Below are 15731 nucleotides of genomic sequence, written 5' to 3'. Positions count from 1 at the left end.
GGAAAAGGGAACTGCCGTGCTAAACCGTTATCCTTTGTGGAAGTACCTGATGTTGATAGCCGCTATCCTCATCGGTCTGCTTTACGCACTTCCTAACCTATATGGTGAGGATCCGGCTGTTCAAATCACTGGCGCGCGGGGAACCGCCGCCAATGAGCAAACACTGGATCAAGTTCGATCTTTATTAGATAAAGAAAACATTGAAGCGAAATCTATTGCACTTGAAAACGGTGCAATTTTAGCTCGTTTCGGTAACCCTGATATTCAGTTACGTGCTCGTGAAGTGTTGTTGCCTGCATTAGGCGACCAGTTCATTGTTGCACTTAACCTTGCACCGGCAACGCCAAAATGGTTAGAAGCCATTGGCGGTGAGCCGATGAAACTGGGGCTAGACTTACGTGGTGGTGTTCACTTCCTGATGGAAGTCGATATGGAAACTGCGTTAGGTAAACTTCAAGAACAAAATGTTGAAAGTTTGCGTACATTATTACGCGATGAAGGCATTCCGTATTCTTCTATCCGTAAAACGGATAACTATGGCGTTGAAATTCGTTTCCGTAACTCGGATGATCGCTCTAAAGCTTCAGATTATCTGGCTCGTCGTAACCAAGATCTCATTTTTAGAGATGGTGCTAATAACTCATTAAGAGCTATTTTTACTGATGAACGTTTACGTGATGCGCGTACTTATGCAGTACAGCAAAATATTACTATCTTACGTAATCGTGTTAACCAATTAGGGGTTGCTGAGCCATTAGTTCAACGCCAAGGCGCTGACCGAATTGTTGTTGAATTACCGGGTATCCAAGATACCGCACGCGCTAAAGAAATTTTAGGTGCGACAGCAACATTAGAATTCCGTTTAGTCAATACCAGCGTTGATCCTTCTGCTTTAGAAACAGGCCGTATTCCGGGCGACTCCGAAGTGAAATATACCCGTGAAGGTAGACCAACTATTCTTTATAAACGCGTTATTTTAACGGGTGACCACATTACCGACTCAACTTCTCAGGCTGATGAATATGGTCAACCTCAAGTGAATATTTCACTTGATAGCGCGGGGGGGTCTATCATGTCTAACTTTACGAAGGACAACGTCGGTAAACCGATGGCAACACTGTTCGTAGAGTATAAAGACAGCGGTAAACGTGATGAGAATGACCGTGCTGTATTGGTTAAAAGCGAAGAAGTTATCAACGTTGCGAATATTCAGAGTCGTTTAGGAAATAGTTTCCGTATTACGGGTATTTCAAATGCGAATGAAGCACGCCAATTGTCTCTGTTATTACGTGCTGGTGCGTTGATTGCACCTATTCAAATCGTTGAAGAAAGAACGATTGGTCCAACTTTGGGTCTGCAAAATATTACCCAAGGTTTAGAAGCGTGTTTATGGGGACTGATTGCGTCTGTTGCCTTTATGATAATTTATTATCGTAAATTTGGTGTGATTGCGAGTACGGCATTAATGGCAAACTTAGTGTTAATCGTTGGGGTAATGTCACTATTACCAGGCGCAACACTGACCATGCCGGGTATCGCGGGTATCGTCTTAACACTTGCCGTCGCTGTCGATGCCAACGTACTGATAAACGAACGTATCAAAGAAGAGCTACGTAATGGTCGATCAGTACAGCAAGCAATCCATGAAGGTTATAAAGGCGCCTTCTCCAGTATTATTGATGCGAACTTAACCACATTGATTACAGCGGTGATCCTTTATGCAGTCGGTACCGGCTCAATTAAAGGCTTTGCTATCACAACTGCAATCGGGGTTGCAACATCCATGTTTACCGCTATCGTCGGTACTCGTGCGATTGTAAACCTGCTGTATGGTGGTAAACGCATTAAGAAACTGTCTATTTAAGGAGCACGTTGTGGCACAGGATTATACTGTTGAACAATTAAACCATGGTCGTAAAGTCATTGACTTTATGCGTTGGGACAACGTTGCCTTTAGTATTTCGATTCTGCTTTTGATAGCTTCAATCGCTATCATTTCTATGAAAGGATTTAACTGGGGACTGGATTTTACAGGTGGCACAGTAATTGAGATCAATCTCAGTCAACCTGCCGACCTTGATAAAATGCGTGATAGCCTAGATACAGCTGGCTTCAAAGATCCTCTGTTACAAAACTTTGGTAGCAGTCGCGATATTATGGTGCGTATGCCTCCTGTTGAAGGACAGGCTGGTCAAGAATTAGGTAAGAAAGTTATTGATGTTATCAATGCTGAAGTTGATAACGATGCGGTGGTAAAGCGTATTGAGTTTGTTGGGCCAAGTGTGGGGAGTGAATTGGCTCAAACAGGTGCAATGGCGTTGTTATCCGCACTTATCTGTATTCTTATCTATGTTGGATTCCGTTTTGAGTGGCGTTTAGCATTGGGTGCGGTTATTGCACTTGCGCATGACGTGGTGATCACACTTGGTGTGCTTTCACTGTTCCACATAGAAGTTGACTTAACCATTGTCGCATCATTGATGTCTGTTATTGGTTACTCACTGAACGATAGTATTGTTGTATCAGACCGTATTCGTGAGAATTTCCGTAAGATTCGTCGAGGAACACCATATGAAATTATGAACGTTTCTCTTACACAGACATTAAGCCGTACCATCATGACATCAGCAACAACATTATTGGTTGTATTAATGCTGTATATCTTTGGTGGTTCAATGCTTCAGGGCTTCTCTTTAGTTATGTTAATTGGTGTTTCAATCGGTACTATTTCTTCTATTTATGTGGCTTCTGCATTAGCACTTAAAATGGGAATGAAACGTGAACACTTGATTGTACAAAAAGTGGAAAAAGAGGGTGCCGATCAGACAACACTCTTACCATAATAGAGCGTTTTCTGATAAAACATCGCAAACACCCTGCCAGTGTATACTGACAGGGTGTTTTTTGTTCACTGAACAGGTACACTGTTTATGAGTATTGTCAAAAGTAGGAATAACTATGCATTGCCCATTTTGTGGAGCCGTAGATACCAAGGTAATTGATTCCAGACTGGTTGGTGATGGTTCACAAGTGCGCCGTCGTCGCCAATGTCTTGTCTGTCATGAACGTTTTACTACCTTTGAAGTAGCAGAGTTAGTGATGCCTCGTGTTGTGAAAAGTGATGAAATACGTGAACCTTTTGATGAAGAGAAACTTCGTCGAGGTATGCTTAAAGCATTAGAAAAGCGTCCAGTGAGTTCAGATGATGTTGAAGCTGCGATAAGCCATATCAAATCACAACTAAGAGCGACGGGCGAAAGAGAGATCCCCTCAAAAGAAATTGGCAATTTTGTTATGGAACAGCTAAAGAAACTCGATAAAGTAGCTTATATTCGCTTTGCTTCTGTTTATCGTAGTTTTGAAGATATCCGTGATTTTGGTGAAGAAATTGCAAAATTACAGGATTAATACATTAATTCAGCGCTTTATTTAATGATTTGAAAAATAACGATAAATAATAAAATTACATGTAATTATTATGATAAATAACAACAGCAACAATTCAAGTGAAAATGAAAGCCTGCATGATGAACACTATATGCGTCGAGCCATTGAGCTCGCAGCATTAGGTCGTTTTACAACATCGCCTAATCCTAATGTGGGGTGTGTGATTGTAAAAGAAGGGGAGATTGTTGGTGAAGGTTATCATCATCATGCTGGTGGTCCACATGCTGAAGTCAACGCGTTAAAAATGGCAGGAGATAAAGCAAAAGGGGCAACAGCTTATGTTACGCTTGAGCCTTGTAGCCATTTCGGTAAAACACCACCTTGCGCTGATGCTTTGATTAATGCAGGGGTAAAACGCGTTGTTGCTGCGATGCAAGATCCTAATCCTCAAGTTGCAGGTCGTGGATTGCATAAATTACTATCAGCGGGCATTGATGTCTCACATGGCATATTAATGCAAGAAGCTGAAAAACTGAATGTTGGTTTTTTTAAACGAATGAGAACAGGCTTTCCCTACATTCAGTTAAAATTAGGTGCATCTTTAGATGGTAAAACGGCGTTAGCATCAGGTGAAAGTCAATGGATAACCTCTAAAGCATCTCGTCGAGATGTACAAAATTTCCGAGCTCAAGCTAGTGCTATTTTAACAACAAGTGCAACAGTGCTTGCTGACAACCCTTCTATGAATGTACGTTGGGATGAGCTTTCAGATGAAATTAAAGCGCTTTATCCTGAAGAAACGCTACGCCAACCTATTCGCATTGTTGCTGATAGCCAAAATAGAGTGACTGAAAATCATAAAATCACTCAAATTGAAGGCGAATGCTGGCTGGCGCGCACAAAATTACAGCCAAGTGACTGGCAAGGCAATGTATCAGAGATCTTATTACCAACGAATGGCAAAAATAGTGGTGTGGATTTAGTTTTATTAATGATGCAATTGGGTAAACGCAATATCAATACCGTATGGGTTGAAAGTGGGGCGCATTTTGCTGGCGCATTATTAGAAGCCGGACTTGTTGATGAACTTATTATCTATATCGCACCTAAAATTTTAGGGGATGATGCACGAGGTTTATTTGCACTTTCTCCCCTTTCATCATTATCCGAAGCACCTGAATTTACAGTAGATTCTCTTCAACAGATTGGCTCTGATATTAGAGTTTGTTTAAAACCTCGTTATTAATAGACGCAAATAAGTGTGTCTACGGCGCTATTTGTAGTAAAATGGCGCCGTGTGTGTTATTTCCTGTCGTTACGACATCGTTATCAGCCAACTAAATGCCTTGATTTATCAAGGGTTTTTGGCTCCTTTACTGTGTAATAATAAAACAGAGCGCAGAAAAGGAAAGAATATGATAAAATCCGCGCCCCGCGGATAGGAGAAAAAGGTAACCTATGAACGTAATCAAAGGTGTTGTCGCGGCGCCAAACGCACGCGTAGCAATTGCAATTGCCCGTTTTAATAACTTTATCAATGACAGCCTATTAGAAGGTGCTGTTGATGCATTAGAACGTATTGGACAAGTTTCCTCTGAAAATATTACCGTCGTTTGGGTTCCAGGCGCTTATGAGTTGCCATTAACTGTTAAAGCATTAGCAGAAAGCGACAAATACGATGCAGTTATCGCACTAGGTACTGTTATCCGTGGTGGAACCGCACATTTTGAATACGTTGCTGGCGAATGTAGTTCTGGTTTATCTCAAGTTGCAATGCAAAGTGAGATCCCTGTGACTTTTGGTGTATTAACAACGGAAAGTATTGAACAGGCTATCGAACGCGCTGGAACTAAAGCGGGTAACAAAGGTGCTGAAGCGGCAATGACAGCACTTGAAATGATCAATGTACTTAAAGCCATAAAAGGCTAATCATCTGTTTTAACTTAAGGGGAATTTTGTGAAACCTGCTGCTCGTCGTCGTGCTCGTGAGTGTGCTGTGCAAGCTATCTACTCATGGCAATTATCCGGAAATGACATCGCGGATGTGGAATTGGAGTTTTTATCCGAGCAGGATACCCAAGGTGTAGATATTGCTTATTTTCGTGAGCTTTTAGTGGGTGTTGCCATTAATGCAACACGTTTAGATAAGGCGATGGAACCTTATTTATCCCGCCAACTCGAAGAATTAGGTCAAGTTGAAAAAGCAATTTTACGTTTAGCAATGTTTGAACTAAGCTTCCGTGAAGATGTTCCTTACAAAGTTGCGATTAACGAAGCGATTGAACTGGCTAAGGTATTTGGTGCTGACGATAGCCATAAATTTGTTAATGGCGTGCTTGATAAAGCTGCACCAACTGTACGTAAAAAATAATGTTTTTCACGTTTCCTTTATGGTAAATAATTCAAGGCCGGTATTTCCGGCCTTTTGTTTAATAAAGCTAGTCTAGTATGCATAGCTCAATAGGAAATAGATAATGCCTTGTGGTGAATTCTCCCTTATTAAGCAATATTTCACTTCACAGCCTGTAAAACGAAAAGATGTAAGTACAGGAATTGGGGATGATTGCGCAATATTGACGGTACCGGAAAAGCAACAAGTCGCTATTAGCACTGATACTTTAGTGAGTGGTATTCACTTCCTTCCTTCTATCTCACCTGAAGATTTAGCCTATAAAGCACTTGCTGTAAATATTAGTGATTTAGCTGCCGTTGGTGCAGATCCTTCTTGGGCTTCATTAGCGTTAACACTTCCTGATACAAACAGTGAATGGCTTGAGGCATTTAGTCGTTCTTTCTTTGCTTTGGCTGATTACTACGCGATCCAGCTAATTGGTGGTGATACCACTCGTGGTCCTTTAAGTTTAACGATTACCATACAAGGACTTGTACCGCAAGGAACGGCATTACTTCGTTCCGGCGCTAAAATTGGTGACTGGATCTATGTCACTGGGTTTTTAGGCGATAGTGCAGCGGGACTTGCTGTATTACAAAATAGATTACAACCAACAGAAAAAGAGCATAGTGATTATTTTGTTGCAAGGCATTTGCGTCCTCAGCCTCGTTTATTACAAGGTCAAGCATTGCGCCATTTAGCGACATCTGCGATTGATATTTCTGATGGGTTAATTTCAGACTTAGGTCATATTCTCACCGCAAGTGGTTGTGGGGCTCACTTAAATTTAGATGCATTACCTTATTCGCCAGCGATGAAAGCGCAAGTGAGTGAAGAACAAGCGGAGATTTGGGCATTAAGTGGTGGTGAAGATTATGAATTATGTTTTACGGTGCCAGAAATCAACCGTGGCGCGTTAGAGATTGCATTAGCACATACAGGCGCAGATTTTCATTGTATAGGGCAAATTATGCCGATCGCTGAAGGTATTCGTTATTTACGAGATGGTAAAGATGTTTACCCTAATCTTAAAGGGTTTGATCATTTCAGTGAGTCTGATCAGTAAGCCGATCTCAATTTAAAAGGCGCTCTATAAGCGCCTTTCAGAATGCGATAACATCTAGATATATCAACAAAGATAGTATCAATAATCTGTTATTCTTAGTTTTTCTTAACAAATTCAGATTTCAACTTCATTGGTCCAAAGCCATCAATTTTACAATCAATATTATGGTCGCCTTCCACTAAACGGATACCTTTTACTTTAGTACCAATTTTAAGCATGGTTGAGCTACCTTTGACTTTGAGATCTTTAATCACAGTTACTGAATCACCATCAGCTAATAGATTGCCGTTAGCATCTTTAACCACTAACTCATCGTTATCAATAACGGGTTCTTCATCGTTCCACTCGTGTGCGCATTCAGGGCAAACATACATTGCACCATCTTCATAGGTGTATTCTGAACTGCACTTAGGACAAGAAGGTAATGACATAATAATACTCTCAAATTTTATCAAAATGGGGAGTGATTAATCGTCACAATGAGGATAACACTTGCCCCATAAATTAAAGGACACATTATCGTTTAAGAGTGAAAAGTTCTAAGCAGTCTCCGAAGTGGTACTGCTTCTGATAATGTGAAAGGGCGATAGTATAATGGATTTGATGGAAATTTGCATCCTTCACCGATTATGACATAACGAGAGAGGAAAAGTAGATTAGATATAGCGCGTTAAATAGAAAATAAAGACAAATAAAATTGATTTTAAATTTCACTTAACTATTTGATATAAAAATAATAATTTTATAAATACAACTAAAAATAAATGCCCCCACCTTAAAAGAGAGCATTATCAATAATAGTGTTACTTTTCTTATTGTGATTTTACAAAGTTACTCACCGAACCACGTTCTATTAGTTTGGGTGTAAGTACCAGAACATTGTCTTTTGCATCGATATTTTCCATGCGATGTAATAATTGGCTGACAGCGAGTTTACCTAATTCATCTTTGGGTTGGTGGATCGTAGAAAGAGGAGGGATCATATAAGAGGCTAGGTCGATATCATCATAACCCATCACTGAAATATCATCAGGTACACGCAAACCTTTTTGATAAATAGCTTGATAAGCACCAACAGCCATCGCGTCATTACAGGTAAAAACAGCTTGTGGTAAGACAGAAAGTGAGAGTAATTTTTGCATTGCGCTAAATCCACCCGCAAATTCAAAATCGCTTGTTAACACAAACTCTTCTCGGATAGCTAATCCTGCTTTTTGCATTGCATTGTAATAACCTTGTAAGCGATGTTTGGCAGGAAGTTTATCTTGAGGGCCTGCAATACACGCAATCTCAGTAAAGCCTTTTTCAATTAGATAATTGGTTGCAATTTCTCCCCCAAGCAGAGAGTTATCTTGAATAATATCGCCCCCGTATTCAAAGGGGGACCAATCCATCATAACCATAGGTAAACGAGGATAACGATTTAGCACTTCATGAGAGGGCGCTCTGGCTTCTGTTGACATCAATAATAAGCCATCAACACGTTTTTGTAGCAATGTTTCAAGGCTACTATCCATGCGTTCGTAATCTCCTTCAGTGTTACACAAAATAAGGCTATAACCTTTTTCGTAACAACTGCGTTCAACGCCACGCACAACTTCTGCATAGAACGGGTTACTACTGGCTGTCACTAACATGCCAATAGTATGAGTACAGTTCATTTTTAAACTGCGTGCTAAAGCAGAAGGCGCGTAATTTAAGGTTTCGATAGCGTCGTTAACCTTTTTACGAATACCTTCACTAACATAACGATTGTTATTGATTACGTGAGAAACAGTTGATGTCGAAACGCCCGCCAAACGGGCGACATCTTTCATTGTTGCCAAAGTACTATGCTCGCTCTGCTAAAAATGATTCGATTTCATGACGCCAAGGAACAGAAGATTGCGCACCATGACGTGTAACTGCAATGGCAGCTGCTGCGTGAGCAAAACGGATAGCCTCAACGGAAGGTTTCCCTTCTAATATTGCAGTGACAAATGCACCGTTAAATGTATCACCTGCAGCAATGGTATCAACAGCATCGACACGAAATCCAGGAATTATCATGCCTTTTCCTTGTTCACTAAACCATACACCGCGGCTACCCAAAGTGATAAGCACCTGCTTGATGCCTTTACGATGTAAAATATCGGCAGCTTTTGCCGCACCCGCTTCATCATGCACAGAAACGCCTGTTAATATTTCGGCTTCTGTCTCATTTGGAGTGATAACATCAATAAAACTCAGAAATTCATCAGATAAAGCTTGTGCTGGTGCGGGATTTAAAATGACTTTAGTTTGATGTGATTTTGCCAGTTTTGCGGCTTCAAAAACAGTCTCTAACGGTGATTCTAATTGCATCAGTAAGGCATCAGCGTGTTCAATAACATGATGATATTGCTCAAGATGTATAGGTGTTAGTGCACCGTTAGCACCTGCAATAATGCTAATTACATTTTCACCTTGCTCATTAACAAGGATCATCGCAACACCTGTAGGTGTTTGCGGAATAATACTAATTGCATCGATATGAATATTATCTGTGTTAAGTTGTGAGATTATCTCACTGCCAATCGCATCATCACCGACACAAGCAATAAAGGTAATATCGGCGCCACTGCGACCACAAGCAACAGCTTGGTTTGCACCTTTACCACCAAAGGCTATTTTGTATTGATGACCAATAATGGTTTCACCTGGTTTTGGAAATTGTGAAATATTCATAATGTGGTCAACATTAATACTACCTAGAACAGCAAGGCGAGGTGTTGTCATAGCCTTTATCCTTGTAAAAACGTGTTTTAATGATTAAAGCTACCACGGAGCAATATCACTCCGTGGCATTTATTGTTGTTATTGTTTAATAACCAACTCAAGTTCGACAGGGATTGTTGCATCCACTTTCTCACCTTTGAGAATTTTATCTGCAGTCTGAATGCCGATAATACCAATTTGATCTGGACGTTGAGCAATGGTTGCACCTAACATGCCACGGTTTACTGCTTTGATCCCATCATCTGTGCCATCGAAACCAACCACTAACACATCGGTACGACCAGCGGTTTGTAACGCACGTAATGCACCTAATGCCATTTCATCATTTTGTGCAAACACAGCTTGAACCGCAGGATACGCAGTTAACAGATTTTGCATCACGTTAAGACCTTTTGTACGGTCAAAATCAGCGGGTTGGCTTGCAAGTACATTCAGTTTATGGGCATCAACGGCTTGTTTAAAGCCTTCACCACGTTCACGAGATGCAGATGTTCCTGTGATCCCTTCGAGTTGAATAACTTTGGCATCATTAGCAACTTTCTCAGCAATATAATCACCTGCCATTTTACCACCAAGGCGGTTATCTGAAGCGACGTGGCTGACGACCTCACCTTTGTTGGCAACACGGTCTAAGGTGATCACTGGGATTTTGGCTTTATTAGCTAAAATAACTGCATTACCCACAGCATCTGAATCTGTTGGGTTAATAAGCATTAAACGAGTCCCTTTCACTGTCAGATCTTGCACGTTAGCAAGCTCTTTAGCTGGGTTGTCCATAGAATCTAGAACAACAAGGTCGTAGCCTAATCTATTTGCCTCTTTCTGCGCACTGTCTTTCATGGTGACAAAGAAAGGATTGTTAAGTGTTGAGATAACAAGCGCGATCGATTCTTTGGCAAATGCGTTGGCGCTGATTGTGGCGCTTAATGCAACAACAGAAAGAAGTGTCGCCATTTTTTTCAGTTTCATAATATAAGTTCCTGTCGGGGTTCGGATTAAGAGAATAGAGCGTTATTTTTTGTTATCTACTAAAACAGCAAGTAAGATGACCACTGCTTTTACTATCATTTGATAATTTGATGATATTCCTAATAAATTCAGTGCATTATTTAAGAATCCTAGAATAAGTGCACCAATTAATGTACCGATAATACGACCTTTACCAACCGCAAGACTGGTGCCTCCCAGAACAACGGCGGCAATCGCATCTAGCTCATAGCCATTACCGGCCATTGGCTGTGCTGATGAAAGTCGAGCAACTTCAATAACACTCGCAAGGGCGGCTAATAAACCACATAATGAATAAACGATGATTTTAATTTTATCGACACTAATACCGGATAAGCGAGTGGCAGATTCATTACCCCCTAGTGCGTAGATATAGCGACCTAAACGTGTGTGATGTAATAAATACCATGCACTCAAAAAGACAATCATCATGAGCCAAATTGGCGTTGGAATACCAAATGGGCGACCAATACCAAACCAACTAAACAGATCAGCATTATCGCTAAATCCGGTATTAATTGGGCTGCCGTCTGTATAGACACGAGTAACACCGCGTAGTAATAACATCATGACTAACGTAGCAATAAAGGCTTGAACTTTACCTTTAGCAACGATAATCCCGGTAACACCACCAATGGCTGCGCCTAATGCTAATGCCCCAACAACAGCAACAAGCGCATTAACATCTGCACCAACCATCGAAGCAGCAACGGCACCTGTTAATGCAAGCAATGAACCAACAGATAAGTCGATACCAGAGGTTAAAATAACCAGCGTCATGCCAACCGCCATAATGGCATTAACTGATGTTTGTTGGAGGATGTTGAAAATATTGTTTAAGGTAAAGAAGTTAGGACTGAGTGTGGAAACCACAACAATCAGAAGTAGCAATGCAATCAGCGATTTTTGCTCTAATAGCCAAGCTTTTGAGAACCAACGTTTTGACGCTGGAATTGAATTCGTGCTCATATCAAACTCCTACTTTAGCGTCATATTGTTTACCAACAGCCGCTGCCATTAGCATTTCTTGTGTGACATTGTGAGCGGAAAACTCACCGCTAATACGACCTTCATGCATAACCAAAATACGGTCACTCATTCCCATTACCTCTGGCATTTCAGAAGAAATTAAGATGATGCTTAATCCTTCTTGTTTAAATTTATTAATTAGCTGATAAATTTCTTTTTTAGCGCCCACATCAACGCCACGAGTGGGCTCATCAAGAATAAGTACTTTAGGGTGAGTCATCAGGCCTCTTGCGATAGCCACTTTCTGTTGATTTCCCCCTGATAAAAAACCTATGGTTTGATCCATTGAAGGGGTTTTTATATTGAATAATTTAATAAAATCACCGACGGTAAGTTGCTCTTCTTTATGATTAAGCACACCCATGCCACGGCTAAAATAGCGAAGTGCCGTCAGAGACATATTTTCTTTTACTGACATGCCAAGTACTAAACCATCACGCTTTCTATCTTCAGAGATGTAAACAATGCCTTGTTCCAATCCTTCAACTGGTTTTTTTATTTGGCAGGGTTTACCATCTAACTCAACGGTGCCATTAGTTTTAGGTAATGCACCGTAGATAATTTTCATTAATTCAGTACGACCCGCTCCCATTAAACCTGAAATGCCAAGAATTTCGCTTTCATGTAATGAGAAACTGACATCGTGAACATCTTCGCCACTGAGGTTAATGACGTTAAGTTTAGTTTTTCCTTGAGGGATATTAATTCGAGGGTATTGGTCTTCTAACTTACGACCAACCATCATTTCAATCAGAGTATCTTCTTTTAATGAGGCAACAGGTTTTTCACCAATAAACTGACCATCTCGCAGGACTGTCACATCATCGCAGATCTCAAAGATCTCTTTTAAGCGATGTGATATATAAACAATGCCACAACCTTGATCTCTTAGTTCACGAATAACACTAAACAGAGATTCAGTTTCTGTGTCAGTTAATGCATCTGTTGGTTCATCCATAATAATCACTTTGGAACCAAAACTAAGTACCTTGGCGATTTCAACCATTTGCTGATCACCAATCGATAATTCAGACACTAAACGGTGGCTACTGTAAGCTAGGTTTAATCGAGCTAATAACTTATCAGCCTCTGCATACATTTTCTTCCAATCGATAGCACCAAAAGCACGAGTAAACTCACGACCTAAGAAAATATTTTCTGCGATAGTTAATTCAGGTATAAGGTTAAGCTCTTGGTGAATAATGCCGATCCCTGCTTCTTGAGAAGATTTAGGACCATTGAAAGTACAACTTTCACCTTGATAAATGATTTCACCAGCATCTTTTTTATAAATGCCAGTAAGCACTTTCATCAGTGTTGATTTGCCAGCACCATTTTCACCGACTAAAGCCATCACTCGACCAGGATAAATTCGTAACGTCGCGCCAGATAGTGCTTTTACACCGGGAAATGACTTATCAATATCTTTAAGTTCAAGTAAAGGTTTCATATTGTCCTCAGAAAGTCACACCAGAAAACAGCACAATATTGGCATAAGGGGTACATTCACCGGTTCTAATAACAGCTTTATTTTCAGTGAGTTGCTTTTTAAATGCTTCATGTGAAACATAGATTATTTGAATAGGCTTCTTTTGCTCTTGTTCTAATAAATGGAGATAAGAGATGATTTCATTAAAAAGAGAGGGATTGATGGTTTTAATTTCTTCCGCCAGCATGATGGCTTCAACTTGCATCTCATGAGTGATTGTTTGCAACACGGACATAAAGTCAGGGATCCCTTGAGTGAGAGCAAGATCAATACGTTCAACAGAGGAGGGAATAGGTAATCCGGCATCTGCAATAGTGATTTTGTCAGTGTGTCCTAAACGTGAAATGACACTCGAAATGGGACTATTAAGTAATATACCTTTTTTCATGTTTTCTCCTCAGCGAAACGTTTCGCTGTCTATATAGTAGAAAAGAAAAGTGGGAAAACAAGTTTGATTTATTCATATTGTGAGCATGATCGAAACGTTTCGTTGGTAAACAAAAAGAAAGAAAAATCTAACTGATTGAATAAATTAACGCTGAATTGATTCAAGAGATGAAGTGGTTGTTTTCAGTGAATTTCATAAAAATGTGACATTCAACAAAGCTTGAAAAGAATGAAATATAGAATGCAAGCAAGGATAATTTTTTAAATAAAGTAAGATAAGAAGTGGCGAGTCTTTTTAATAATCGCTCCAACTCAGGAAAGTCGGAGCGATTTAAATGATAATAGAATTATTTAGCTTGATAAGCGTTAATTGATTTCTCAATACCTTCTGCATCTAATCCTAAGTCAGCTCTGATCTCTTCTTGTCCACCTTGTGGCACAAACAGATCAGGTATACCTAAGTTTAAGACAGGTACTAAGCAACGCTCTTGCATGAGTAACTCATTAACACCACTGCCAGCCCCACCCATAATGGCATTCTCTTCTAGTGTTACCAACATGTCATGCTGTTCTGCCAGAGAAAGGATAAGTGATTTATCAAGAGGCTTGATAAAACGCATATCCGCCACAGTTGCATCAAGTTTTTCAGCGACTTCTAATGCTTCTGGTAGTAATGTACCAAAGTTTAGGATCGCAATACCTTTGCCTTGGCGACGAATAATACCTTTACCCATAGGTAGTGGACTAAGTGGTTGCAATTGCGCACCAACACCAGAGCCTCTTGGATAGCGTACAGCAACAGGGCCATCCTGATAGTGATAACCAGTATGAAGCATTTGGCGACACTCATTTTCATCACTTGGCGCCATAATGACCATATTAGGAAGACAGCGTAAGAATGAGAGATCAAAAGCACCTTGGTGAGTTTGGCCATCTGCTCCCACAATACCGCCACGATCAATAGCAAATAAAACAGGCAGTTTTTGAATGGCAATATCATGGATAACTTGGTCGTAAGCGCGTTGTAAGAATGTTGAGTAGATAGCGACAATCGGCTTATAACCACCAATAGCTAAACCAGCCGCAAAGGTAACGGCATGTTGTTCTGCGATCGCAACATCAAAATATTGTGATGGGTATTCTTTTGAGAAGCGCACCATACCAGAGCCTTCACGCATAGCTGGGGTAATTGCCATCAGTTTTGGATCGGTTAAGGCTTCTTCACATAACCAGTCACCAAAAATTTTGGAAAATGTAGGTCGTGCATTAGGGCTTTTAGGTAATGTACCTGCTTGTGGATCAAATTTAGGTACAGCGTGCCAGCTAATAGGATCACGTTCAGCAGGTGCATATCCTCGACCTTTTTTAGTCATAATATGCAGAAGCTGAGGGCCTTTTAGATCACGCATATTTGCGAGTGTTTGTACTAGCGCAATAACATCATGACCATCAACTGGGCCGATATAGTTAAATCCTAATTCTTCAAACATGGTGCCAGGAACGACCATGCCTTTGATATGTTCTTCTGTCTTTTTCAGTAATTCTTTAATTGGTGGAAGGCCAGAGAAAACCTTTTTTCCGCCTTCACGCAAGGTAGTATACAGTTTGCCAGACAACAATTGTGCAAGGTGATTATTCAACGCACCAACGTTTTCTGAAATCGACATCTCGTTATCATTAAGAACAACGAGCATATCTGGTTCAATATCACCTGCGTGGTTCATTGCTTCAAAAGCCATACCCGCAGTAATTGCACCATCACCAATGACACAAACTGTTTTTCTATTCAGTTTTTCTTGTTCAGCGGCAACAGCCATACCTAAACCTGCACTGATAGAGGTTGAAGAGTGACCGACACAAAGTTTGTCGTATTCGCTCTCTTCACGCCAAGGGAAAGGATGTAATCCATTTTTTTGGCGAATTGTATCAATGCGGTCACGGCGACCTGTTAAGATTTTATGAGGATATGCCTGATGACCCACATCCCATATAAGGTTATCAAAAGGGGTTTTATAGACGTAATGAAGAGCAACTGTTAACTCAATAGCACCTAAACCTGAGGCGAAGTGACCACTTGAGCGGCTGACACTGTTAAGAAGAAATAGCCTTAGCTCATCACAGAGTTTAGGTAAACTCTCTTTTGGTAATAGGCGCAAATCTTCTGGTGTTTCAACCAACGCCAATGTGGGATATTTTTCGATATCAATGCTCATGTG

Annotated in this window: 15 protein-coding genes; 7 read left to right on the top strand and 8 right to left on the bottom strand. The window is 40.5% G+C overall.

Annotation, left to right across the window (positions count from 1 at the left end):
- The first annotated feature begins 16 nt into the window (after nucleotides 1–16).
- The 7 genes from secD to thiL all read left to right on the top strand — a co-directional run bounded on the left by secD (nucleotide 17) and on the right by thiL (nucleotide 6845).
- Nucleotides 17–1864: a protein translocase subunit SecD gene (gene secD / locus CUB63_RS08720; protein WP_109399302.1), complete on the top strand. Its 1848-nt coding sequence runs from the start codon at nucleotides 17–19 to the stop codon at nucleotides 1862–1864.
- 10 nt (nucleotides 1865–1874) lie between these two features.
- Nucleotides 1875–2843 (top strand): protein translocase subunit SecF, encoded by a 969-nt coding sequence (secF, locus tag CUB63_RS08715; protein WP_072063687.1) that lies wholly within the window; start codon nucleotides 1875–1877, stop codon nucleotides 2841–2843.
- A gap of 115 nt (nucleotides 2844–2958) precedes the next feature.
- Nucleotides 2959–3408 carry a transcriptional regulator NrdR gene (gene nrdR / locus CUB63_RS08710; RefSeq protein WP_006535128.1) on the top strand — a complete coding sequence of 150 codons (450 nt, stop codon included), beginning with the start codon at nucleotides 2959–2961 and terminating at the stop codon, nucleotides 3406–3408.
- A gap of 70 nt (nucleotides 3409–3478) precedes the next feature.
- Complete coding sequence (gene ribD / locus CUB63_RS08705; protein WP_006535127.1) at nucleotides 3479–4633, top strand: bifunctional diaminohydroxyphosphoribosylaminopyrimidine deaminase/5-amino-6-(5-phosphoribosylamino)uracil reductase RibD; 1155 nt, start codon at nucleotides 3479–3481, stop codon at nucleotides 4631–4633.
- Between the two features lie 212 nt (nucleotides 4634–4845).
- Nucleotides 4846–5316 carry a 6,7-dimethyl-8-ribityllumazine synthase gene (gene ribH, locus CUB63_RS08700; RefSeq protein ID WP_023580887.1) on the top strand — a complete coding sequence of 157 codons (471 nt, stop codon included), beginning with the start codon at nucleotides 4846–4848 and terminating at the stop codon, nucleotides 5314–5316.
- Nucleotides 5317–5344: 28 nt separating this feature from the next.
- A complete protein-coding gene (gene nusB, locus CUB63_RS08695) occupies nucleotides 5345–5758 on the top strand; it encodes a transcription antitermination factor NusB (protein WP_006535124.1) in 414 nt (137 codons plus the stop codon).
- A 103-nt stretch (nucleotides 5759–5861) separates the two neighbouring features.
- A complete protein-coding gene (gene thiL / locus CUB63_RS08690) occupies nucleotides 5862–6845 on the top strand; it encodes a thiamine-phosphate kinase (protein WP_006535123.1) in 984 nt (327 codons plus the stop codon).
- 95 nt (nucleotides 6846–6940) lie between these two features.
- On the opposite strand, the gene CUB63_RS08685 is transcribed toward thiL, so the two are convergent.
- The 8 genes from CUB63_RS08685 to dxs form a co-directional block, all read right to left on the bottom strand.
- Entirely contained in the window at nucleotides 6941–7276 is a 336-nt protein-coding gene (locus tag CUB63_RS08685; protein WP_072063684.1) for a zinc ribbon domain-containing protein YjdM, read from the bottom strand.
- Nucleotides 7277–7657: 381 nt separating this feature from the next.
- Nucleotides 7658–8671 carry a ribose operon transcriptional repressor RbsR gene (gene rbsR, locus CUB63_RS08680; RefSeq protein WP_174704102.1) on the bottom strand — a complete coding sequence of 338 codons (1014 nt, stop codon included), beginning with the start codon at nucleotides 8669–8671 and terminating at the stop codon, nucleotides 7658–7660.
- A 4-nt stretch (nucleotides 8672–8675) separates the two neighbouring features.
- Complete coding sequence (gene rbsK / locus CUB63_RS08675; protein WP_072063682.1) at nucleotides 8676–9602, bottom strand: ribokinase; 927 nt, start codon at nucleotides 9600–9602, stop codon at nucleotides 8676–8678.
- A 78-nt stretch (nucleotides 9603–9680) separates the two neighbouring features.
- Nucleotides 9681–10571 (bottom strand): ribose ABC transporter substrate-binding protein RbsB, encoded by an 891-nt coding sequence (rbsB, locus tag CUB63_RS08670; protein ID WP_072063681.1) that lies wholly within the window; start codon nucleotides 10569–10571, stop codon nucleotides 9681–9683.
- 42 nt (nucleotides 10572–10613) lie between these two features.
- Nucleotides 10614–11579 (bottom strand): ribose ABC transporter permease, encoded by a 966-nt coding sequence (gene rbsC / locus CUB63_RS08665; RefSeq protein ID WP_109847883.1) that lies wholly within the window; start codon nucleotides 11577–11579, stop codon nucleotides 10614–10616.
- Between the two features lies 1 nt (nucleotide 11580).
- The gene (rbsA, locus tag CUB63_RS08660) at nucleotides 11581–13089 is read right to left on the bottom strand and encodes a ribose ABC transporter ATP-binding protein RbsA (protein WP_109847882.1); all 1509 of its coding nucleotides are present in this window, start codon (nucleotides 13087–13089) and stop codon (nucleotides 11581–11583) included.
- Between the two features lie 7 nt (nucleotides 13090–13096).
- Nucleotides 13097–13516 (bottom strand): D-ribose pyranase, encoded by a 420-nt coding sequence (rbsD, locus tag CUB63_RS08655; protein ID WP_006535112.1) that lies wholly within the window; start codon nucleotides 13514–13516, stop codon nucleotides 13097–13099.
- A gap of 346 nt (nucleotides 13517–13862) precedes the next feature.
- The gene (gene dxs / locus CUB63_RS08650) at nucleotides 13863–15728 is read right to left on the bottom strand and encodes a 1-deoxy-D-xylulose-5-phosphate synthase (RefSeq protein WP_006535111.1); all 1866 of its coding nucleotides are present in this window, start codon (nucleotides 15726–15728) and stop codon (nucleotides 13863–13865) included.
- Between the last annotated feature and the right edge of the window lie 3 nt (nucleotides 15729–15731).

The sequence above is a fragment of the Proteus penneri genome (assembly GCF_003144535.1).
GTDB lineage: Bacteria > Pseudomonadota > Gammaproteobacteria > Enterobacterales > Enterobacteriaceae > Proteus > Proteus penneri.
The sequence above is the reverse complement of the archived record's forward strand: the minus strand, read 5'-3'. Positions and strand labels throughout refer to the sequence as shown.

Coding starts and splice junctions, on each gene's coding strand:
- dxs (WP_006535111.1), bottom strand. CDS start 15,728: ATGAGCATTGATATCGAAAAATATCCCACATTGGCGTTGGTTGAAACA.
- rbsA (WP_109847882.1), bottom strand. CDS start 13,089: ATGAAACCTTTACTTGAACTTAAAGATATTGATAAGTCATTTCCCGGT.
- rbsD (WP_006535112.1), bottom strand. CDS start 13,516: ATGAAAAAAGGTATATTACTTAATAGTCCCATTTCGAGTGTCATTTCA.
- rbsB (WP_072063681.1), bottom strand. CDS start 10,571: ATGAAACTGAAAAAAATGGCGACACTTCTTTCTGTTGTTGCATTAAGC.
- rbsK (WP_072063682.1), bottom strand. CDS start 9,602: ATGACAACACCTCGCCTTGCTGTTCTAGGTAGTATTAATGTTGACCAC.
- ribH (WP_023580887.1), top strand. CDS start 4,846: ATGAACGTAATCAAAGGTGTTGTCGCGGCGCCAAACGCACGCGTAGCA.
- thiL (WP_006535123.1), top strand. CDS start 5,862: ATGCCTTGTGGTGAATTCTCCCTTATTAAGCAATATTTCACTTCACAG.
- nrdR (WP_006535128.1), top strand. CDS start 2,959: ATGCATTGCCCATTTTGTGGAGCCGTAGATACCAAGGTAATTGATTCC.
- ribD (WP_006535127.1), top strand. CDS start 3,479: ATGATAAATAACAACAGCAACAATTCAAGTGAAAATGAAAGCCTGCAT.
- rbsC (WP_109847883.1), bottom strand. CDS start 11,579: ATGAGCACGAATTCAATTCCAGCGTCAAAACGTTGGTTCTCAAAAGCT.
- CUB63_RS08685 (WP_072063684.1), bottom strand. CDS start 7,276: ATGTCATTACCTTCTTGTCCTAAGTGCAGTTCAGAATACACCTATGAA.